This is a genomic window from Nocardia sp. NPDC050413, from assembly GCF_040655475.1.
Lineage (GTDB): Bacteria > Actinomycetota > Actinomycetes > Mycobacteriales > Mycobacteriaceae > Nocardia > Nocardia coubleae.
Genome location: NZ_JBFAJZ010000002.1, coordinates 32,483 through 51,182, shown reverse-complemented (window position 1 = coordinate 51,182; position 18,700 = coordinate 32,483). Strand labels below are relative to the sequence as shown.

The 18,700-nt window shown below is 68.3% G+C and carries 19 protein-coding genes; 5 read left to right on the top strand and 14 right to left on the bottom strand.

The features are described from left to right. Positions 1 to 58: 58 nt before the first annotated feature. The 4 genes from AB0I19_RS06260 to AB0I19_RS06245 all read right to left on the bottom strand — a co-directional run bounded on the left by AB0I19_RS06260 (position 59) and on the right by AB0I19_RS06245 (position 4,195). Positions 59 to 1,246 carry an ABC transporter ATP-binding protein gene (locus AB0I19_RS06260; RefSeq protein WP_357145253.1) on the bottom strand — a complete coding sequence of 396 codons (1,188 nt, stop codon included), beginning with the start codon at positions 1,244 to 1,246 and terminating at the stop codon, positions 59 to 61. A 24-nt stretch (positions 1,247 to 1,270) separates the two neighbouring features. Then, on the bottom strand, positions 1,271 to 2,317 hold the full coding sequence (locus AB0I19_RS06255; protein WP_357145251.1) for a 2-aminoethylphosphonate ABC transporter substrate-binding protein: 1,047 nt from the start codon (positions 2,315 to 2,317) through the stop codon (positions 1,271 to 1,273). 61 nt (positions 2,318 to 2,378) lie between these two features. Next, entirely contained in the window at positions 2,379 to 3,059 is a 681-nt protein-coding gene (locus tag AB0I19_RS06250; RefSeq protein ID WP_357145248.1) for a phosphonatase-like hydrolase, read from the bottom strand. Positions 3,060 to 3,067: 8 nt separating this feature from the next. After that, complete coding sequence (locus AB0I19_RS06245; protein ID WP_357145245.1) at positions 3,068 to 4,195, bottom strand: TIGR03364 family FAD-dependent oxidoreductase; 1,128 nt, start codon at positions 4,193 to 4,195, stop codon at positions 3,068 to 3,070. A gap of 97 nt (positions 4,196 to 4,292) precedes the next feature. On the opposite strand from AB0I19_RS06245, the gene AB0I19_RS06240 reads away from it, so the two are divergent. After that, positions 4,293 to 5,015: a GntR family transcriptional regulator gene (locus AB0I19_RS06240; RefSeq protein WP_067636502.1), complete on the top strand. Its 723-nt coding sequence runs from the start codon at positions 4,293 to 4,295 to the stop codon at positions 5,013 to 5,015. Between the two features lie 3 nt (positions 5,016 to 5,018). Here the strand turns inward: AB0I19_RS06240 and AB0I19_RS06235 are convergent, their stop codons facing one another. Beyond that, positions 5,019 to 5,378, bottom strand: a complete 360-nt coding sequence (locus tag AB0I19_RS06235) for a DUF4254 domain-containing protein (protein ID WP_067496462.1) — start codon at positions 5,376 to 5,378, stop codon at positions 5,019 to 5,021. Between the two features lie 388 nt (positions 5,379 to 5,766). Here AB0I19_RS06235 and AB0I19_RS06230 point away from each other — a divergent pair, with 388 nt between their 5' ends. After that, positions 5,767 to 6,648 carry a helix-turn-helix transcriptional regulator gene (locus AB0I19_RS06230; RefSeq protein WP_357145242.1) on the top strand — a complete coding sequence of 294 codons (882 nt, stop codon included), beginning with the start codon at positions 5,767 to 5,769 and terminating at the stop codon, positions 6,646 to 6,648. 7 nt (positions 6,649 to 6,655) lie between these two features. Here AB0I19_RS06230 and AB0I19_RS06225 read toward each other — a convergent pair whose 3' ends face one another. The 3 genes from AB0I19_RS06225 to AB0I19_RS06215 all read right to left on the bottom strand — a co-directional run bounded on the left by AB0I19_RS06225 (position 6,656) and on the right by AB0I19_RS06215 (position 9,477). Then, positions 6,656 to 7,480 (bottom strand): thioesterase domain-containing protein, encoded by an 825-nt coding sequence (locus AB0I19_RS06225; RefSeq protein ID WP_357145240.1) that lies wholly within the window; start codon positions 7,478 to 7,480, stop codon positions 6,656 to 6,658. A 56-nt stretch (positions 7,481 to 7,536) separates the two neighbouring features. Continuing rightward, the gene (locus AB0I19_RS06220) at positions 7,537 to 8,001 is read right to left on the bottom strand and encodes a DUF4254 domain-containing protein (protein WP_357145237.1); all 465 of its coding nucleotides are present in this window, start codon (positions 7,999 to 8,001) and stop codon (positions 7,537 to 7,539) included. Positions 8,002 to 8,130: 129 nt separating this feature from the next. Beyond that, entirely contained in the window at positions 8,131 to 9,477 is a 1,347-nt protein-coding gene (locus AB0I19_RS06215; RefSeq protein ID WP_357145234.1) for a TIGR03118 family protein, read from the bottom strand. Positions 9,478 to 9,591: 114 nt separating this feature from the next. Here AB0I19_RS06215 and AB0I19_RS06210 point away from each other — a divergent pair, with 114 nt between their 5' ends. Both AB0I19_RS06210 and AB0I19_RS06205 read left to right on the top strand, forming a co-directional pair. Continuing rightward, a complete protein-coding gene (locus AB0I19_RS06210) occupies positions 9,592 to 10,089 on the top strand; it encodes a peroxynitrite isomerase (protein ID WP_357145232.1) in 498 nt (165 codons plus the stop codon). A gap of 210 nt (positions 10,090 to 10,299) precedes the next feature. Continuing rightward, on the top strand, positions 10,300 to 10,491 hold the full coding sequence (locus tag AB0I19_RS06205) for a hypothetical protein (RefSeq protein WP_067496292.1): 192 nt from the start codon (positions 10,300 to 10,302) through the stop codon (positions 10,489 to 10,491). Here the strand turns inward: AB0I19_RS06205 and AB0I19_RS06200 are convergent. The 5 genes from AB0I19_RS06200 to dxr form a co-directional block, all read right to left on the bottom strand. Beyond that, positions 10,485 to 12,275: a penicillin-binding transpeptidase domain-containing protein gene (locus AB0I19_RS06200; RefSeq protein ID WP_357145230.1), complete on the bottom strand. Its 1,791-nt coding sequence runs from the start codon at positions 12,273 to 12,275 to the stop codon at positions 10,485 to 10,487. The genes AB0I19_RS06205 and AB0I19_RS06200 overlap by 7 nt on opposite strands. A 65-nt stretch (positions 12,276 to 12,340) precedes the next feature. Next, positions 12,341 to 13,204, bottom strand: coding sequence for a GNAT family N-acetyltransferase (locus AB0I19_RS06195; RefSeq protein ID WP_084456521.1), 864 nt, complete (start codon positions 13,202 to 13,204; stop codon positions 12,341 to 12,343). 71 nt (positions 13,205 to 13,275) lie between these two features. Then, entirely contained in the window at positions 13,276 to 14,430 is a 1,155-nt protein-coding gene (gene ispG, locus AB0I19_RS06190; RefSeq protein WP_181696838.1) for a flavodoxin-dependent (E)-4-hydroxy-3-methylbut-2-enyl-diphosphate synthase, read from the bottom strand. 215 nt (positions 14,431 to 14,645) lie between these two features. Next, on the bottom strand, positions 14,646 to 15,842 hold the full coding sequence (locus tag AB0I19_RS06185) for a M50 family metallopeptidase (RefSeq protein ID WP_357145228.1): 1,197 nt from the start codon (positions 15,840 to 15,842) through the stop codon (positions 14,646 to 14,648). A 62-nt stretch (positions 15,843 to 15,904) separates the two neighbouring features. Then, entirely contained in the window at positions 15,905 to 17,098 is a 1,194-nt protein-coding gene (gene dxr, locus AB0I19_RS06180; RefSeq protein WP_357145225.1) for a 1-deoxy-D-xylulose-5-phosphate reductoisomerase, read from the bottom strand. A 95-nt stretch (positions 17,099 to 17,193) separates the two neighbouring features. Here dxr and AB0I19_RS06175 point away from each other — a divergent pair, with 95 nt between their 5' ends. Beyond that, entirely contained in the window at positions 17,194 to 17,463 is a 270-nt protein-coding gene (locus AB0I19_RS06175; protein WP_357145222.1) for a DUF2631 domain-containing protein, read from the top strand. Positions 17,464 to 17,518: 55 nt separating this feature from the next. On the opposite strand, the gene AB0I19_RS06170 is transcribed toward AB0I19_RS06175, so the two are convergent. Next, positions 17,519 to 18,469, bottom strand: coding sequence for a LysR substrate-binding domain-containing protein (locus tag AB0I19_RS06170; protein ID WP_357145219.1), 951 nt, complete (start codon positions 18,467 to 18,469; stop codon positions 17,519 to 17,521). Positions 18,470 to 18,700: the final 231 nt, after the last annotated feature.

The following is an 18,700-nucleotide window of genomic DNA, read 5'->3' as shown; positions in this document are numbered from 1 at the left end:
TCGCCGTCGTTGCACAGACCGAAGTCGTGTCCGATCACCGCAGAGAATCCAACTGACATCATGATGCCGATCCCTCACCGCGAGAACTCGCGCCGATCGTGTTCGCGATCAGGACACCGGCGGGATCGGGCAAGACGACCCCGACCACCGAACCCACCGCAGCGGTGAAATGTCCGGGCACGTCGGCGGCGAGCACGGACGGCAACCCGTCGACATCCAACTCGACCCGGGTCGACGCCCCACGCCACACCGCGCTACGCACCGTGGCGCGCAACGCGTCACGATCCGAGGTCTTGCCGAGTGTGATGGTGTGCGGGCGCACGCACAGCAGCGCGGCGTCGTCCGGCTTCCACTCGTCCTGCCCGACACCGGGCACCGGCGCCTGGGCACGCAGTGTCGAGGTTCCCGCGGTGACCAGTGCCGCGGTGCCGGTGACGTGCTTCACCGTGCACGGCACCAGGTTCGCTCCGCCGAGGAACCCGGCGGTGAAATCGGAAGGCGGTCGCTGCCAGAGGTTTTCGGCGGTGTCGATGTCGACGAGGCGGGAGTCACGCATCACCGCGATCCGGTCGGCCAGGGCGAGCGCCTCGGCCTGATCGTGGGTGACGTACAGCATCGCCGTGTCGGGCAATGCCTTCCGCAATTCCTGCAGTTCACCGAGCATCGAGTGCCGCAACTGCGCATCGAGGGCGGTGAGTGGTTCGTCGAGCAGCAGCACCCTCGGCCGGATGGCCAGCGCCCGGGCGATCGCCACCCGCTGCTGCTGACCACCCGACAGTTCCCGCGGCAGACGCTCGGCATAGCCACCCATGCCGACCATCTCCAAGGCCTCGGTGACGCGCGGACCGATCTCGGCGCGCGGCACCCGCTGCGACTTCAACCCGAACGCCACATTGCTGTGCACGCTCATGTGCGGGAACAGCGCATACGACTGCACGACCACGCCGATCCCCCGCTTGGCGGGCGACAACGCGGTGACATCGCGTCCGGCCAACCGCACCGAACCCGAAGTGGGACGGACGAATCCGGCCAGCGCCTTGAGCGCTGTCGACTTGCCCGACCCACTCGGGCCGAGCAGTGCCACCGTCTCACCGACGGCGACGCGCAGGCTGAAGTCGGCCAGCGCGACAGCGGCCTTGCGGCCCCGGCCGTAGCTGACACCGACCCGGTCGAACACGATCGCCGGTTCGGTCGTGGTTGCACCGGCCGAAACGACGGACCCCGTGCGCACGTCACCATCGGACATTGTCGACTCCTTTTACAGGGGATTTCAGCTGCCGGTTGCCTTCTGGTATGCCGCGAGATCGGCATCCAGCTCGGTGAGCACCTTGTTCCAGTCGACCGGGACCACGTCGACACCACGCATCGCCGCGGCGGGACCGCCCTCGGCGGGCGCGGGCACATCGGTACGCGGCGACACCGCGAACGCCTCGGGTCCGAGCGCTGCCTGCGCCTCGGGCGCCATCAGGAACCGCATCAGCTCGGTGGCGTCGTCCTTGTGCGGCGCGCCCTTGGCAAGACCCATCATGTACGGCACCGCCACGGTGGAGCGCTTACCGTCGGCAGCGGGAAAGAAGACGTTGAACTTCGAACCCTTCTCCTTCACCGTGGTCAGGTTCATCTGCACGTCGCCGTTGGCGATGAGCAGCTCACCCTTGTCGACCTTGGCCTGCAGCTTGCCGGTCGACGACGACGGGCCGACATTGTTGGCCTGCAACGCCGCCAGGTAGTCCAGCGCACCCTGCTTGCCGCGCAACTGCTGCAGCAGCACGAGCACCGCCGTGCCGTCACCGGCTTGGCCGGGCGTCGAATACTGCAGCTTGCCCTTGAAGTCCGGCTTCAGCAGGTCGTCCCAGGTGAGCGCGGCGGCATCGACCGACGGGTTGGCGATGAAGCACAGGAAGTTGTTGGCCATCGTCACGTAGTTGCCGTCAGGATCCTTGTCGGCGGCGGGGATCGCGGCGGTGTCGATACCGCTGGGCTGCAGCAGACCCGACTGCTCGGCCTTCTGGATGAACGGCGGCAGGGTGACCACGATGTCGGCCTGTGGGTTGGACTGTTCCTTGTCGACCCGGTTGACCACCTCGCCCGACCCGGCCTCGACCAGGTTCACCGCGATCCCGGTCTGCTTCGTGAACTCGTCGAAGCGGTTCTTGTACCAGCCACCGACGCCGTCGGCGGAGTACACGGTGACGGTGCGGCCGTCGGCCGACTCGGTTCCGGTGCCGCCACACGCCGAGGAGAACGCGACGGCGGTGACGCCTGCCAGCAGCAACGCGGTGCGCGCGAGGCGGCGTCTGGTGAGGGAAGTACGCACGATGACAACAACTTTCGTTTCACGGAGGTGCATTCGTCGCGGCGGTCGCCGCGACGGAAGTTCAGGCCAGGAGCAGGGCGGGGAAGTCGGCGACGGAGTCGATGACGTGGGTGGCGCCCGCCTCTCGCAGCTGTGCCGCGCTGTGCGCGCCGGTCAGCGTGCCCGCGACGATGCGCGCCCCGGCCGCCAGACCGGTCGCGATATCGCTGGTGGTGTCGCCGAGGACGGCGATCCGGTCGACCGCGTCGACCCGCAGGCGCAGAGCCGCGGTGAGCACCATGTCCGGGTAGGGACGCCCACGACCGGCGTCGGACGGGGCGAGGGTGAGGTCGGCCAGCTCGGCCCAACCGAGCGCGGACAGCAGCTTGTCCTGGGTGCCGCGGCTGAACCCGGTGGTGAGCGCGACCCGGACACCCGCGTCGCGCAGGGCCGTGATCGCCTCTACCGCACCGGGTACGGGCGCGATGTCGGCCTCGCCGACGAGCGCGTCGTAAACCGCCTCGAAGGCGCGATTACCTGCCTGGGCCGCGTCCTCGTCGCCGAGCAGCGCACGGAAGACCTCGATCTTGGACTGCCCCATGGTGTCGAGCACGTATCGGCGGGCCGCCTCGCGACGTGGGCCGTCGGACTCGATCCCGACCGCGGTAGCCGCCTCCTCGAAGGCGCGAAGCACCAATCCGCCGTCGGCGACGGTTGTACCGGCCATGTCGAGCACGGCGAGCTGAATGTTGTTGTGGTGCATGGTGATCCTCACAGTCCGATCTCGTCTGCGGTTTGTTCGCCGAGCGCGGGGCCGAGCGTCATTCCGCGACCACCGGGGCCGGTCACCACCCACACGTTGGTGTCGGCCCGCACCCGGGTGACGATGGCGTCCGGATCGACGCTCTGGCTGTAGACACCCGCCCAGCGGCGCACCACCCGCGGCAGCTTGCGGCCGAGCAGCTCCTCGGTCACCTCGGTGAGGTGGTCGTAGGGCGCTTCGTCGACGTCGAAGGCGAACGGTTCGGTGTATTCGTGTGTATCGCCGATGGTCAGCCCGCCGTGCAACCGCTGCACACACAGCAGTTGCATCTTGTGCTCGGCGGCGGTGGCGGTCTGCGACTGTTCGCGTGCGAGCGAATCCACTTGTGGGCCCGCGTAACCCGGGTAGTAGCGGAAGCTGTCGCCGTCGGCGATCGCCGTGGTGAGTTCTTCGCCGAGCGGCTCGGTCTGCATCATCTGCAACCGCACCCGGCGCACCGGCAGCACACCGGCCAGTTCCCGGGTTAGCCCGGAATGCGCCGCGCCGGGGCAGTGCACGACCAGGTCGGCCTCGTGACGGCGGCCCTGATCGTCGAGCACCACCGCACCGGCGCCCGTATCGGTGACCGACCGGGCCTCGGTCGACTCGTGGAAGGTGTAGCGACGACTGGCGGCCATGTGGGCGCGCAACGCGGGCAACGCCTGCCGCGACTCCACCGCCGCGTCGGTCGAACAGTGCAGTCCGGCAAGGTATTTGCCGCGCAGCGCCGGATTGCGCGCCAACACCTGCTCGGGTTCGAGCAGGGTGAAACCGCGGTCGGCCGCGGTCGGCCCCGCCGCGGCGGCCTCGGCGACGGCCAGCTCCGCGGGGGTGCGGACCAGGGTGATGGACCCGGCGGGCCGGAAACCGACGCCCGCGACCCGACCGCCGATCTCCTCCCACAGCTCGCGCGAGCGCAGCGTGAGTTCCAGTTCGCCCGCCGACCGCCCGGATACCCAGACCAGGCCGAAGTTGCGGACCGTCGCGCCACGCGCCTCGCGCTCGCGTTCCAGGTGGACGACCTCGTGGCCGCGGGCTATCGCGGCCCAGGCGTGCGCCGTGCCGAGAATCCCACCACCGATGATGACCAATCGCATGGCACCGATAGTGGCAAATGGTCTAGACCGATAGGTGTGGCCAGGGCGAACACCGCGTTAACTTTTGGTATAGACCAATCCGGGTACGCTGAGCGGCATGGATTCACCGCACACCACGCGCGTCCCGAAGGTGTTCCGCGTCCGCACCGAGATCGACGCGATCCTCGCCGAACTCGACGAGGGCGACCCGGTGCCGTCGGAACGCGATCTCGCCACCCGCTTCGGAGTGGCGCGCGAGACGGTGCGCCACGCGCTGCGGGAACTGCTGGTGGAGGGCAGGATTCGCCGGCGCGGACGCGGAACTGTCGTGTCGCGGCCCAAGCTCACCCAGCCGCTGTCGCTGCGCTCCTACACCGAGGGCGCGATCAGCCTCGGCCGCGTACCCGGCCGCATAGTCGTGGCCTGGGAAGACGTTCCCGCCGACGCGCAGACCGCGACCGATCTCGAGGTGGAACCCGGCACGCCGGTGATGCACCTCGAACGCGTCCTGCTCGCCGACGGTGAACGCATCGGCCTGGAAAGCACCTATCTGCCACTGCATCGCTTCGGCGGGCTTCGTGGCAGTTACGACCCGACCACGTCGCTCTACGCCGCGATCCGCGCCACCGGCGTGAGCTTTGCCGGTGCGCGGGAACGCATCGAGACCGTTCTCGCCTCGCCACGGGAAGCGGGCCTGCTCGAAAGCACGACCGCACTACCGATGTTGCTGCTGCACAGGCGAAGTGTCGATGCGGACGGCGCACCCATCGAACGGGTGCGCTCGCTCTATCGTGGTGACCGCGTCGCCTTCGAGGCGAGGCTGTCACCTGAACCCGCGTAGCCCCTACTGCTCGGGCAGCCTTCGCCTGCCACCGATCACATCGGTGACGAGGTCGGTGTAGCCGTCGACCAGTTCGGCCAGGTGATACCAATGTTTGTGCGTGCTGTCGCTTCGCGCGCCGTCCAGATCGATGGCCTGGTTGGCATCCACCCAGCTTCGCGCCATCCGGTCGACGACGGCGCCGAGACTTTCGGTGTGCAGCGAGGCACCCGTCCGATTCACCGGAATCTCGGCGACAATCCAGTCGTTGATGTCGTCGACGAGTTCTCCTCGACGGCAATCTATTTCGGCGATCAATGCGGCGTCACGCACCTGTGCCCGCCGTTCGTGCAGCTCAGCGAGCGCGTGTGCCGATCGCAGCAATTCGCGATCCTGGAAACGCCGCCCCTGGAAGGCGCACAACAATTGTGGCGCCGTCGGCAGTACCCCACTCATCACCGGCGCGCTCATCGCAACGCCCCGAATTCACCCGACACCCAAGATTTGTATACCAACATGATTGGCTCTCGATTCGGTTATCCCGGTCTTCTGTTCGGCTTGCTCGCAACCAGGCTAACTGGATCATGCTCGCTCACAACGGGAAACGCAAGATTGCGTTGTCACTCCTGCAGTAAAGCCGCCCTGACAGAACCGCGGGTCACTTGACCACCAACGAACAGGCCGACCGGCATTCTTTCCCGAACCCGTGACAGCATGGACGAGCAGCGCAATAATGCGATTCACGTGACGCGCCACAGGCGAAGGGGCACCCATGGCAGGCAAGCGAACCACACTCACCGTCCGGCTTCGCAGGCTCGCCGCGATGCTCCGTGAGCTGCGCGAATCCGCCGGGCTCAGCAAAGAGGACGTGAGCGCGCGCACCGGCATCAACGTGACGACGCTGTACCGCATCGAAATGGCGCAGGCACGCCCGCAGCGGCGCACGCTCAGCGCGATGCTCGACCTGTACCAGGTGAGCGAGAAAATGCGCGAGGAGGCCATGAGCCTGCTCAGCGACGCGCTCAAACCGGGTATGTCACATGCGTACGAAGGCGCGTTGTCCGATGTCTACGCCACCTACATCAACTTCGAGGCGGAAGCACTTTCGGCACGCCAGTACCAGACCTCCACTGTGCCCGGCCTTTTACAGACCTTCGAATACGCGGCGGCGGTGATCGATACGTCGATGCCGCGCCTCGATGCCGCCGTGATGGAGAGCCGGGCCAAGGCGCGCATGGACCGCGCGGTCAACCTGACGAAGGACGATCCGCTCGAGCTGTGGGTGGTGATGGACGAGGCCGCCATCCGCCGGGTGGTCGGTGGACCGGTGACCATGGTCGGCCAGCTCGACCGGCTGCTGGAGGAGACCAAGCGCAAGAACGTGATCCTGCAGGTCCTGCCGTTCGAGGCGGGCGCGCATCCCGGCATGGCCGGGTCGTTCACACTGCTCGACTTCCGCAATCCGGTCGACCCCGAACTGGTGTACGTGGAGAGCATGTCCGTGCACGACCTGGTCGAAGGTCATTCGGAGATCCGCCGATTCGGCGTGATCTTCGACCAGTTGCGGGCCATGGCGCTGAGCCCACGTGATTCCGCCGCGCTGATTCAGCGGGCACGCGACGAGATCGCGGCCGGGGTGGATCGGGCGCGGTAACCGCGCCTCATGGGGTGAACAGGCCGGCGATCCGGGCGAGGACCTCTGGTGCGAGGAGGTCGTCCAGGGTCGCGTCGACGGCATGGGCCGTCACGTTGCCCGTCATCAGGCGTCGCCAGTTCTCCACCGCGGCAGCCGCATCGGGTCGATCGCGCTCGGGGACGACCAGGACGAGTTCGCCGGGCAGGCTTTGTGGGCGGTGGGTCGACGCAGCGCGTGCGAGCGCGTCGGAGTGATCGATCAGGTGCAACAATTCGTCGCCCGTTATGGCGATCGTGCCCGCCAGCCTGTCGGTCAATTCGGCCGCTGACGTATCAATGCCCGTTTCCGGGTTGGGCGGACGGGATTCGTTGTCCGCGACGCCGATGAGCCGCTCGACGAATCTGCCCGGCGTCGTCGGCGAGGGCAGTGCGGCACCTGCATCCGTGCCAAGGAGGACAACCCGGACAACCTGGTTGTCCTCCCCCAGCCGCACCGCCATCTCCTGAGCGACGAGGCCGCCCGCCGACCATCCGAGCAACCGATACGGACCCTGCGAAGCGATCCGGCGGATCTCGGTCAGGAAGTGCTGCGCGTAGTCGCCGATCGTCGGCAGGTCGACAAGCGTCTGCAGCCCGTAGACGGGTACCTCCGGCTCGAGGTGGGCGAGCAGGCAGGCGAACGGCCAAGCCAGGCCCGCCTCACCGGCGAGACAGAACAGCGGTGTGCCGTCGACCGAATCCGAGCGCGGACGGATCGGCAGCACGGTCGACACCGCGGCAGCGGGTCGCGGTTCGGCGAACACCTCGCGGGACCACTCGCAGGTCTGCGCCTGCTCCTCGTCTGTGCGCACAACAAATGGTACGTCGTACGAAAGTTCTACCGAGCCAACAATTCCGGGGGCATCGGTCAGTGGACGACCGAGGGAAGACAGCGGGAACCTGCCCACAGATCGTCGATCAGGCGCTGGTAGCTCTCGGCGAGGTCGTCGAGCCGGGCCCACTCGTCGTAGAACTGCGCGTCGGTGGCGTCGGCCATGGTGACGAACAGCCGCGCGCTGTGCGCGGCGAGCCGGTCGACGAGCATGCCGAGGGTTTCGCAGTGCTCGGCCGCGGTAGCCGAGGGCAGCGGGGCGGCCAGGATCACCCAGCGGTCGATCGCGCGCATCAGCTGCGCCCGGCGACGGTCGAGGCCGGGCGCCTCGAAGGCAGGCGTGCGGTCGCGCACCTGGTGCAGCACGGCGAGCTCGGCCGCCGCGTGCAGCACCGGGTGGTAGTCCTCGGCCGGTCCACGGAACGCGGCGAGCATCAGCTCACGCCCGGGCAACCTGGTCCGGTCGACCGAAAACCGCGTCTCACAGCGCATCACCGTCATCTGGCACCTCCGGCTCGGCCACCCCGGCAAACACTCCGCCACCACTGTCCCCTACCACGATGCCAGACGGAAGCGAACAGGCCTGCGGACATTCAGGTTGTCCTGTTCGCCTGGCGTGTGCCCGCCGCGCTACAGCGCGCGCAGACTGCCGAACAGGCCGTCCTTCTCCTCACGTGGGCCCGCGGTGAAGTACAGCGCGTCGGCGTCGCCCGCGCTCTCACCGTTGCCGAACGTCAACGCCCACAACCCCTCGATCTGCACCGGCTCGCCGTCGCTGTCACGCAGGTAGTCGACAAAGGTCCCGGTGGTGTCGTCGAAGGCGAGGACCCGGCCGAGGCCACCGGAGTTGCCGATCAGCAACTTGCCCGAGAGTGCACCGAAATTCGACGGCGCGATCGTCACCGCCCACGGTGCGTTGAGGCGCCCGCCGTCGTCGATGATGCGCACCAGCTTGCCCGCGGCGTCGAATTCGGCGACCTTGCCCTTGTCCGGGGTACCGTCGGCGGCTTCGTCGGCCTTGGCGTCGAGCGAGACCTCCTCGCCCTTGTCGAAGGCCTCGGGGTCCTTCTTGTCGGCCTTGGTCACGGCGTAGGAGACGAACACCCGGCTGCCGACCGTGGTGATGTTGAACGGTGCCGGGTCGCCGGGAACGGCCTTGTTGCCCTTCTCCGGGCTGGCGGGGTCGATGGGCTTGCCCGTGGCGAACGGGTTGGCGAAGCCGGTGGTCGCCACCGGCTGCCAGAACTTGTCGAAGGTGCGGATCTGCGGGTCGGCGCCGAAGTCGGCGGCCAGCAGTTTGTCACCGGAGGGCGCGAGCGCGAGTCCGAGGAAAGACATGCCCTGGGCCGAGCCGTCGAAAACCTGGTTGGCACCGCCGTTGCGGCGGATGACGGCTCCGTCGGGCGCCTGCTCGGTCCACGCGTTGATCCTGCCGGAATCGGTACCGACGATGAACCGTGCCGAACCACCGAGCGGGACCGGCATTCCGTTCAGATCGACCCACTGGTCGCGCACCGCGAACAGATCGGAATTGATCGGGGCCGGGTTGAACACCACACCGGTCGTCTTGCCCACCGACTTGTCGGACGGATCGGCATCGGTGCCGGGAATCGCGACGGATTCGAACTGGTCCCTGGTGAGTTTCTGCAAGGCCGGATCCGTCGACTCGCTGACATCACCGAGGAACTGGAACGACTTACCACCCGCGCCCACCCAGAAATGTCCGCCCGCGCCCTTGGGCCGATTCGCCAGACCCCAGGCGTCGACCATCTCGGCGATGGTGAATTGGGCGTGATAGGAGTCGGAGCTGGCGGCCAGATCGGTTTGGCTGTACCGGTTGCCGTCGAGGGCGGCGACACCGTCGCCCGCCGGATCGGTGCCCGAGCACGCGGCAGCGACCAAGAGCACCGCGCCGAGAACCGCACCGCGCACCGGCCCGGACAGCACCCGGCGGGTGCCCCTCACATGTCCGTTCAACGTTCATTCCTTTCGACCTCCGCCGGACGGCGTTCAGGCGACGCTGACCTTATCCCGACCCGTGTGACGGTGTGCCGTGAACATGGCTGTGGTGGCAGGTCTAGGCTGTCGCGCGTGGTCGAACCAAGCGCGCCCATCGCCCCGCATCCCGCCGTCTCCGTCCTCGCACCGCTGCTCGGTACCTGGCGCGGGCGAGGTCACGGTGAGTACCCGACCATCGAACCCTTCGACTACGTCGAGGAGATCACCTTCGGTCATCTGGGCCGCCCGTTCCTCACCTACCGGCAGCGGACCAAGGCCGCCGACGACGGCCGCCCGCTGCACGCGGAGACGGGCTATCTGCGCGCCCCCGCACCCGGCAAGGTCGAACTGGTGCTCGCCCACCCCACCGGAATCACCGAGATCTGCGAGGGAACACTCACCGAAACCGTCGACGGAATTCGGCTCGAATTGAATTCGACGAATATCGGGTTGAGCGGGTCGGCGAAATCGGTGACGGCGGTAGGCCGTTCCTTCCATGTGACCGGCGACACCATCGAGTACACGCTGCGGATGGCCGCCGTCGGCGAATCCCTGCAACATCATCTGAGCGCGACCCTGCAACGTGCGTGACAATGCAATTTCATTTGCACGTACCCGCTGAGCAGCGCGTTCGATCGCGACGGCGGATCGTCACGGTCGCATAGCGATTACGTTCGAACACGCCCGCACATATGGCAACAATTGTGTGTCGCTTACTGCCGCCGCCTGTTGCCGAGCGCTTCCGCGTTCTACGGTTCTCCCATTCGGAACACGTCGAAACCCTGGACGAGGGAGACGAATATGAGCCGTTCCACCCTGATTTTGACCACCGCCGGAATGATTCTCGGCGGTGCCATGGCCATCGATCTGCTCGACGCCCGAGTCCAATCCGCGCCGCCCAAACCGGCTCCCGGCTATGAAGTGGTCCATCGCGACGCGGTGGAGCACACCGACAAAGACGCCTACGTCGTCCCGCCGTATCGCGCTCAGTAACCGGGCGGCAGCGCCGCGAACATGTCACGGGTGACGGCGACCGCGTTGTCGGAACTGCCACCCTTGACCAGCAATGTCGCGAAGGCCATGTCGCCGCGGTAGCCGACGAACCACGAGTGCGATCCGCCGTCGACCTCCGCCTCACCGGTCTTGCCGTACACCTCGCCCTGATCGCGGATGCGTTCGGCGGTGCCGCCGGTGACGACCATCCGCATCATCGCTCGCAGCCCGTCGACCACCTCGGGCGCGAGTTCGGGCCGCTCACCGACGATCTCGGTGGGCCTGCCCGCGATCAGATACGGCACCGGCGCCGACCCGTGCGCCACCGCCGCGGCCATCAGTGCCATCCCGAACGGGCTCGTCACCACCCGGCCCTGGCCGATGCCGTCCTCGGCGCGCTGGACCAGCCCGTCGGCGGGCGGCACCGACCCCGACAGCGTCGGCAGCCCGGCCACCCGGTAGTCCTGGCCGATGCCGAGGCGGGCGGCGGCCTCGGTGAGCGCGTCGGGTTCGAGCCGGCTGGCCAGCCGCGCGAAGGTGGTGTTGCAGGAGCGTTCGTAGGCGGTGGCCATCGGCACGTCACCCACCGTGAAAAGGTTGTAGTTGGGAATTGTCCGCTCGCCGATGGTTGTCCGGCTCGGGCAGGGCAGCACCGTCTCGGGCGTCGCGATCCCCGCCGCCATCGCCGCCGACGCCGTGACCGTCTTGAAGATCGAGCCGGGCGGGTACTGACCGCTCGTGGCCACGGGGCCGTCGCGGTCGGCGGCCTTGTTCTGGGCCACCGCGAGAATCGCGCCGGTGGAGGGCCGGATCACCACCATCATCGTCTGCTCGGTGCGCAGGTCGACCGCGTGCTGCGCCGAATTCTGCACGAAACGGTCGATACTGAGCGCGAACGACGGTGCGGGCTGGGCCGGGACCTCGTGCAGCACATCGAGATCCGCGCCGTTGGCGTTGCGGGTGACCACGCTCCAGCCCGCCTTGCCGTCGACCTCGGCGATCACGGTCTTGCGCACCTGGGTGAGCAGGTCGGGGGCGAACTTGCGATCGGTGGGCACCATGTCCCACTCCTGGGTGAGCGTCACCCCGGGCAGACCGATCAGGTGACCACCGAGCGTCTCGGCCTCGTACTCGCTGAGCAGGACGACCGTGTACGCCCCATCGACTTTGCGCGCGGCCGACAGAATGGCCTGCGGGGTGTAGGCCACCGGATCGATGCGGCTCAGCGCAGCGGCCAGGGCACCCGCGACCCGGTCGGGGTCCGGCGCGTCGGCGACCGTGAATTGCACCCGTGACACCTTGCCCGGCACGAGCACATCGCTGCCCGCCGACTCGTTGACCCGCGCGCGCGGCGCGGGTTGGGTTCGTAACTCCAGGCTTTGGGTGTCGCCGAGTTTGGGGTGGATGTCGGTGGCGGTCCAGCGCACCAGCCAGCGGCCGTCGCTGCGGCCCATCTGCAGTTCACCCGAATAGGTCCACTGCCGACCCTTGGGCAATGTCCACTCGTAGGTGTAGTCGACGGTGGCGGTGTCGCCCTGCACGCGCGCGTCGCCGGTGCGGACGGTGAGCTTCTCGGCCTGCAGGGCGTCCCAGGTGGAAGTGAGTGCGGCCGTGGCCTTCTCGGGCGCGGTCGTGAGACCACCCGCGGTGACCAGATCGCGGTCGGCGAGGGCCTCGGCGAAATCCTGGGCGGCGGGCACCGGTCCCTGCGGACCCGTCGAACACGCGCCCGAGGAGAGCGCGAGCGCGAGCACCGCACAGGTGGTGAACATCCGAGTCCTCATCGGCACAGATGGTAACGGCGAACCGAGCGCCGACGACGCAACAACGCCGGGTCAGCGGCGGAAAACTAATCGACGAGGACGGTCGCGAAGGTGGCGATCTGACGGAAACCCACACGGCTGTAAGCACGTCGGGCGATCTGGTTGTAGTCGTTCACGTACAGGCTGGCCGTACGGCCGGTCGACACAACGGCATTCGCTACAGCGGCCGTTCCCGCCGTCCCCACCCCGGCACCACGGTGCTCGGGATGCACCCACACGCCCTGGATCTGGCCGGTGCGCCGGGACAACGACCCGATCTCGGCCTTGTACACCACTTCGCCGTCGTCGAAACGTGCCCAGGCCCGGCCGGATTCGATGAGGCTCTTGATGCGGCGGCGGTAACCGCGACCACCGTCGCCCGCGCGCGGGTCGACGCCGACCTCCTCGATGAACATGGAGATCGCGGCGGTGAGGTAGCGGTCGATCTCGTCGGGCCGCACTCGTCGCACCGCGCTGTCCGGGCGGGCGAGGGCAGGTTGGGCCAGGGCGAGCAGCGGCTGGTCGGCGCGTAACTCCCGGGCCGGTCCCCAGCTCGGCGCCAGCATCTCCCACAGCGGCAGCGCCAGCTCCTGCCTGCCGACCACTGAGGAACACACGCGCGGCCACCTGGTCGCCCGATCGGCGAACGCGCGAAGGGCCTGCTGATCGCCGCGCAGCGGAACCAGGTTCGCACCGGAGAAGCACAGGGAGTCGGCCGGACCGCCGCGACTCCACAACTCCCCCACGCCGGAGCGGGTGTCGAGCCCGAATTCCTGGACTCGAGCCGCGATCATGCACGAGGCGACCGGATCGGCGTCGAGGACCCGTAGCACCTCGGCCAGGTCCCGCACGGTCACCGGACGCGCGGGGGTGGCCTTGGACCGTCGCGTCGGCTCCAGCAGACTCCGCACGGCACCAGCCTGCCACGAAAGCGGGCGCAGTGGTACGGGTCGAGGTGAATCCGTCGCCGGACCGTGAGGGATCAGCCCGCGGTGACCACCGGCTGCGCGCCCGGCTCGGTGCCCATCTCCTCGGCGATCCGCATCGCCTCTTCGATCAGGGTCTCCACGATCTGCGCTTCCGGCACGGTCTTGATGACCTCGCCCTTGACGAAGATCTGTCCCTTGCCGTTGCCGGAGGCCACTCCGAGATCGGCTTCGCGCGCCTCGCCCGGCCCGTTCACCACGCAGCCCATCACGGCCACGCGCAGCGGCACCTCGAGGCCGTCGAGGCCGGCCGCGACGGCGTCGGCCAGCGTGTACACGTCCACCTGGGCGCGTCCACACGACGGGCACGACACGATCTCGAGCTTGCGCGGACGCAGGTTCAGCGACTGCAGGATCTGGCCGCCGACCTTCACCTCTTCGGCGGGCGGCGCCGACAGCGAGACGCGGATCGTGTCACCGATGCCCTCGCTGAGCAGGGCGCCGAACGCGACCGCCGACTTGATGGTGCCCTGGAACGCCGGGCCCGCCTCGGTGACGCCGAGGTGCAGCGGGTAGTCGCTGCGCGCGGCGAGCTGACGGTAGGCCTCGACCATCACGACCGGGTCGTTGTGCTTGACGGAGATCTTGATGTCACCGAAGCCGTGGTCCTCGAACAGGCTCGCCTCCCACAGCGCCGACTCGACCAGCGCCTCGGGGGTGGCCTTGCCGTACTTCTCCATCATCCGCTTGTCCAGCGATCCGGCGTTCACGCCGATGCGGATCGGGATGCCCGCCGCGCCAGCGGCTTTGGCGACCTCGCCGACGCGGCCGTCGAATTCCTTGATGTTGCCCGGGTTCACCCGCACCGCGGCGCAGCCCGCGTCGATGGCGGCGAAGATGTAGCGGGGCTGGAAGTGTATGTCAGCGATCACCGGGATCTGCGACTTCTTGGCGATGGTCGCCAGGGCGTCGGCGTCTTCCTGCCTCGGACACGCCACGCGCACGATGTCGCAGCCCGAGGCGGTGAGTTCGGCGATCTGTTGGAGGGTGGCGTTCACGTCGTGGGTCTTGGTGGTCGTCATCGACTGCACCGAGATGGGATGGTCACTGCCCACGCCGACATTGCCGACCATGAGCTGACGGGTCTTGCGCCGTGGTGCGAGAACAGCAGCGGGAGCGGCGGGCATCCCCAATCCGATAGTGCTGGTCACGGTCGGCTGCCTTCTTTCCTACGGATCTCGAATCGACCTGGGCTGATTGCTTCCGAGCTTAGTCGCGCACCTCGACACGGCCGTGTGAGGGGCATAACACGAGCCGGTGTGCGGCCGCCTCGATCTGGACTGACCAGAGGGTGCGACGAAGGAGTGCCCGGCGGGAGGGAAGATCGAGGAAACAGGCCGCACACCCGCGGCGCCAGCCGCCGATATTACGGTAGGCGGATCGGGTTGACGATGTCGGCGGCGAGGGTGAGCAGCATGAACGCACCGCCGATCACAACCGCCACATACGTCACGGGGAGCAGTTTCAGATAGTCGACCGGGCCCGCGGGGGCCTTGCCACGCCAGGAACGCACCACATCGCGCACCTTCTCGTAGAGCACCACCGCGATGTGCCCGCCGTCGAGCGGGAGCAACGGCAGCAGGTTGAACGCGCCGAGAAAGAAGTTCAGGCTGGCCAGTACCAGGATGAACATGCCCCACAGACCACGCTCCGCGGTCTCGCCACCGATCCGGCTTGCGCCGTAGACGCTGACCGGGGTCTCCGGGTCGCGCTCACCACCGGTGACGGCCTCCCACAGCGCCGACACCTTCTGCGGCATCTTCGCCAGCGACTTCACCGTCTCGACGAAGAAGTCGCCGGTGAACACGATGGTCGCCGGAATCGCCTCGACCACGCCGTACTGCTGCGGTTCGGCGTAATCGGGGCCCACGCCGACCGCGGACACCTCGCGGGCGGGACCCTCCTTGGGCGAGCGCATCACCCGCTCGGGGGTCACGGGCACGGTGAGGGTGTCGCCGTCGCGTTCGATGGTGTAGGTGAACGTGCCGGTCTGCTTCTGGGTTTCGGCCTGGAACTGCGCCCAGGTGGTCACCTCGACGCCGTTGACCGCCTTCACCACGTCGCCACGCTGTAGACCGGCGCGCTGAGCCGGACCGTCACCCGTGCACGGAGCGAGCTTCTTGTCCGGCGTCTCCTGGGCGACACAGCTCATGGTGCCGAGCGCGGTGGCAGGCGGCTGCTCGAGCTGCGGCAGACCCCAGCCCACCGCGAGCACGACCAGAAGAATGAAGCCGAGCAGGAAGTTCATGGCGATGCCACCGAACATCACCACCAGCCGCTTCCAGGTGGACTGGCGGTACATCGCCCGGTCCACCTCTTCGGGCTCCAGCTCGTCCAGGGCCGTCATGCCCGCGATATCGCAGAAACCGCCGAGCGGCAGCGCCTTGAGGCCGTATTCGGTCTCACCACGACGGAACGAGAAGATACGGGGCCCGAAACCGATGAAGTAGCGGCGCACCTTCATGCCGGTCGCCTGCGCGGCCCACATGTGCCCGCATTCGTGCAACGCGATCGAGATCGTGATACCGACGGCGAACAGGGCAAACCCGAACGCGAATACCATCTGGCCCTTTCTCTGTTCTCGGCGGCTGGCGCCGCGGTGGGGGTCCTGTCGAGTCGGTCAGGTCAGGGCGTCGGCACTTCGGCGATAACCTCGGCGGCGAACTCCCTGGCCCAGCGGTCGGCCGCGAGGACGTCGTCCAGGGTATCGGGTTCGGCACGCCAGCGGTCCGCGGCCTCGACCGCGCGGGTGACGGTGCGCACGATGGCCGGGAAGCTGATCGCGCCGTCCAGGAAGGCCGAGACCGCGACTTCGTTGGCGGCGTTGTAGACGGCGGTGACGCTGCCGCCCGCCTCCCCGGCTTGTCTGGCCAGACGAACAGCGGGGAAGACCGCGTCGTCGACGGGCTCGAACGTCCAGGTCGACGCCGTACCGAAATCGCAGGGCGTGGCCGCGCCGGGAAGACGGTCGGGCCAGCCGAGAGCCAAGGCGATGGGCAGCTTCATATCCGGTGGGCTCGCCTGGGCCAGGGTGGAACCGTCGGTGAACGTGACGAGCGAATGCACGATCGACTGCGGGTGCACGGTGACATCGATGCGGTCGTAGGGCACCCCGAACAGCAGGTGGGTCTCGATCAGTTCCAGGCCCTTGTTCACCAGCGAAGCCGAGTTCAGTGTGTTCATCGGACCCATCGACCAGGTGGGATGCGTTTTCGCCTCGTCGGGGTTTACCGATTCGAGCATCTCGGTGGTCCAGCCGCGGAACGGGCCGCCGGAGGCGGTGAGCACCAACCGGTCGACTTCCTCGGCGCGACCGCCGCGCAGGCATTGGGCGAGGGCGGAGTGTTCGGAGTCGACGGGGACGATCTGGCCGGGTGCGGCCGCCCGGGTCACCAGCGAACCGCCCGCGACGAGGGACTCCTTGTTGGCCAGCGCCAACCGGGTGCCCGCCTCGAGGGTGGCCAGCGTCGGTTCCAGGCCGAGCGAACCGACCAGGGCGTTGAGCACCACGTCGGCCTCGGTGCGGCGCACGAGTTCGGTCACCGCGCCCGGCCCGCCGAGGTCGAGATCGAGTTGCCGGGCGGCGGCGGGATCGGCCACGGCGACATTGCGGGTGCCGGTGGCGGCCATCTGCTCGGCGAGCAGCGCGGGATTGCCGCCGCGCGCGGCCAACCCGACCACCTCGAAGCGGTCCGGGTTGGCGGCGATCACCTCGAGCGCCTGGGTGCCGATCGAACCGGTACTGCCCAGGAGCAGCACCTTCACCCGGTCGGTCGACGTCGTATTGCCGTGCGCGGCACGGGGTGCGTGGTGGGACACGGGCCCATTGTGGCAGGGCTGCTGGCTACGACGAACGGTCGTATGCCACGATATGCACACTCGCCCAACCAGAACTCGAGCCCTAAGGAGCGATCGTGGCCGCCACGGACCTCGAAAAAGCCAGCACCGAGCGCGCCGTCGCCACCAGCGTCGACCCCGCCGAGGTGCCCTCGGCAGCGTGGGGCTGGAGCGGCGAGTCGCCCAAGACCTTCCGCATCGCCGGCTGGTTCGTCGTGATCGCGCTGCTCGGCATGACCATCGGTAACCACCAGGGCCACGTCGAGGACATTTTCCTCATCGGGTTCGCCGGTCTGCTCGCGGCGATCCTCGTCGTCGATTCGCTCACCAAGCGCATCCCGAGGTAGACACCCGCATCGATGCCTGCGGCCGCGATTCGATCGCGCCGCAGGCATCGTCGTGTCAGCGGCCGCGTCGTGCGCCGGGCTTGCGGCCGGTCTTGGCAGGTTTGCGTTGCGCGGCCTGCTTCTTCGGCGCCTGCTTCTTCGGCGCACGCTCGGGCGCGGGCCTGGCCGGTTCCGCGCCGCGTGAACTGTTGGCCGAACGGCCGCGCACGATGCCGACGAATTCCTCGACCAGTTCCGAATCACCGTCGGCGGGCCAGGCCAGCGCTATCCGGGTGAACTCGGTGTCGCTGATCGGGCGGTACACCAGGTCGCGCCGATGGTGCAGTCGGGCGATCGACTGCGGCACGATCGTCACTCCCCCGACGGCGGCGACCATCGCCAGGGCGTCCGCTGCCTGATCCAGATCGCCGCTGTCGTGGTGCTGTTCATCGGCCAGATCGGCCGGGCTCACCGCATCGAGCAGCGACAGCGCGTCGTCCTTCTGGACGACCGCGACCGGCGTCTCCTCCCACAGCGGGATCGCGTTCATTCCGGACCGGTCCATCGGCAAGCGCACGAAGCACAGGTCCACCCGGCCCTCGCGCAGCGCGCTCTCCTGCTCGCCTTGCGGGACACCGAGCACCTCGAGGGGATGGTCGGGCAGCCGCTCGCCCCACACGCGCGCCCACTTCGACACCGTCACCCCCGGCACGAAACCGACGCGCAGGCTCGCGGGCCCGTCCGGCTTCTGCTCCCGCTGTGCCTGCTCGTCGGCACGGATCAGCTCGCGCGCGTGTTCGAGCAGGGTCGCGCCGTCCTCGGACAGCTGGGTCGGGGACGCACCGGGCACGAACAGCCGCGTGCCGAGTTCGCCCTCGAGCTCGATCACGGTGGCGCTCAATGCTTGACGCGGAATCCGCAACGCTTTCGCGGCGCGCGCGAAATGCAGTTCCTCGGCCACGGCGACGAACCGACGCAGCCGGACGAGGTCGATGGAGTCGGCGGCGGTGACGTCGAAGTCGCTCATTCGGATCAGAATATGGCACGCGCCGAACAGGTCGGCGCGCCGATCACAGGTTCGTCAGCACGGCGATGAGCACCGCGATGCCGATCACGATGGCGAACACCACCAGCAGCACCCCGATCATCGACCCCCAACCGCCCCGCGCGGGCGGTGGTGGCGGCATGGGCGCGCGCATCGCGGGCTGGGCCCAGGCGGCGGGGGTCGCCGGTCGCGGCGCCATCGGCGGAACCGGTG

Bases quoted from the DNA above. Each gene is read 5' to 3' on its own strand.
- AB0I19_RS06260 (WP_357145253.1), bottom strand. From the start codon at position 1,246: ATGTCCGATGGTGACGTGCGCACGGGGTCCGTCGTTTCGGCCGGTGCA.
- AB0I19_RS06250 (WP_357145248.1), bottom strand. From the start codon at position 3,059: ATGCACCACAACAACATTCAGCTCGCCGTGCTCGACATGGCCGGTACA.
- AB0I19_RS06245 (WP_357145245.1), bottom strand. From the start codon at position 4,195: ATGCGATTGGTCATCATCGGTGGTGGGATTCTCGGCACGGCGCACGCC.
- AB0I19_RS06240 (WP_067636502.1), top strand. From the start codon at position 4,293: ATGGATTCACCGCACACCACGCGCGTCCCGAAGGTGTTCCGCGTCCGC.
- AB0I19_RS06230 (WP_357145242.1), top strand. From the start codon at position 5,767: ATGGCAGGCAAGCGAACCACACTCACCGTCCGGCTTCGCAGGCTCGCC.
- AB0I19_RS06220 (WP_357145237.1), bottom strand. From the start codon at position 8,001: ATGACGGTGATGCGCTGTGAGACGCGGTTTTCGGTCGACCGGACCAGG.
- AB0I19_RS06205 (WP_067496292.1), top strand. From the start codon at position 10,300: ATGAGCCGTTCCACCCTGATTTTGACCACCGCCGGAATGATTCTCGGC.
- AB0I19_RS06200 (WP_357145230.1), bottom strand. From the start codon at position 12,275: ATGAGGACTCGGATGTTCACCACCTGTGCGGTGCTCGCGCTCGCGCTC.
- AB0I19_RS06185 (WP_357145228.1), bottom strand. From the start codon at position 15,842: ATGGTATTCGCGTTCGGGTTTGCCCTGTTCGCCGTCGGTATCACGATC.
- AB0I19_RS06170 (WP_357145219.1), bottom strand. From the start codon at position 18,469: ATGAGCGACTTCGACGTCACCGCCGCCGACTCCATCGACCTCGTCCGG.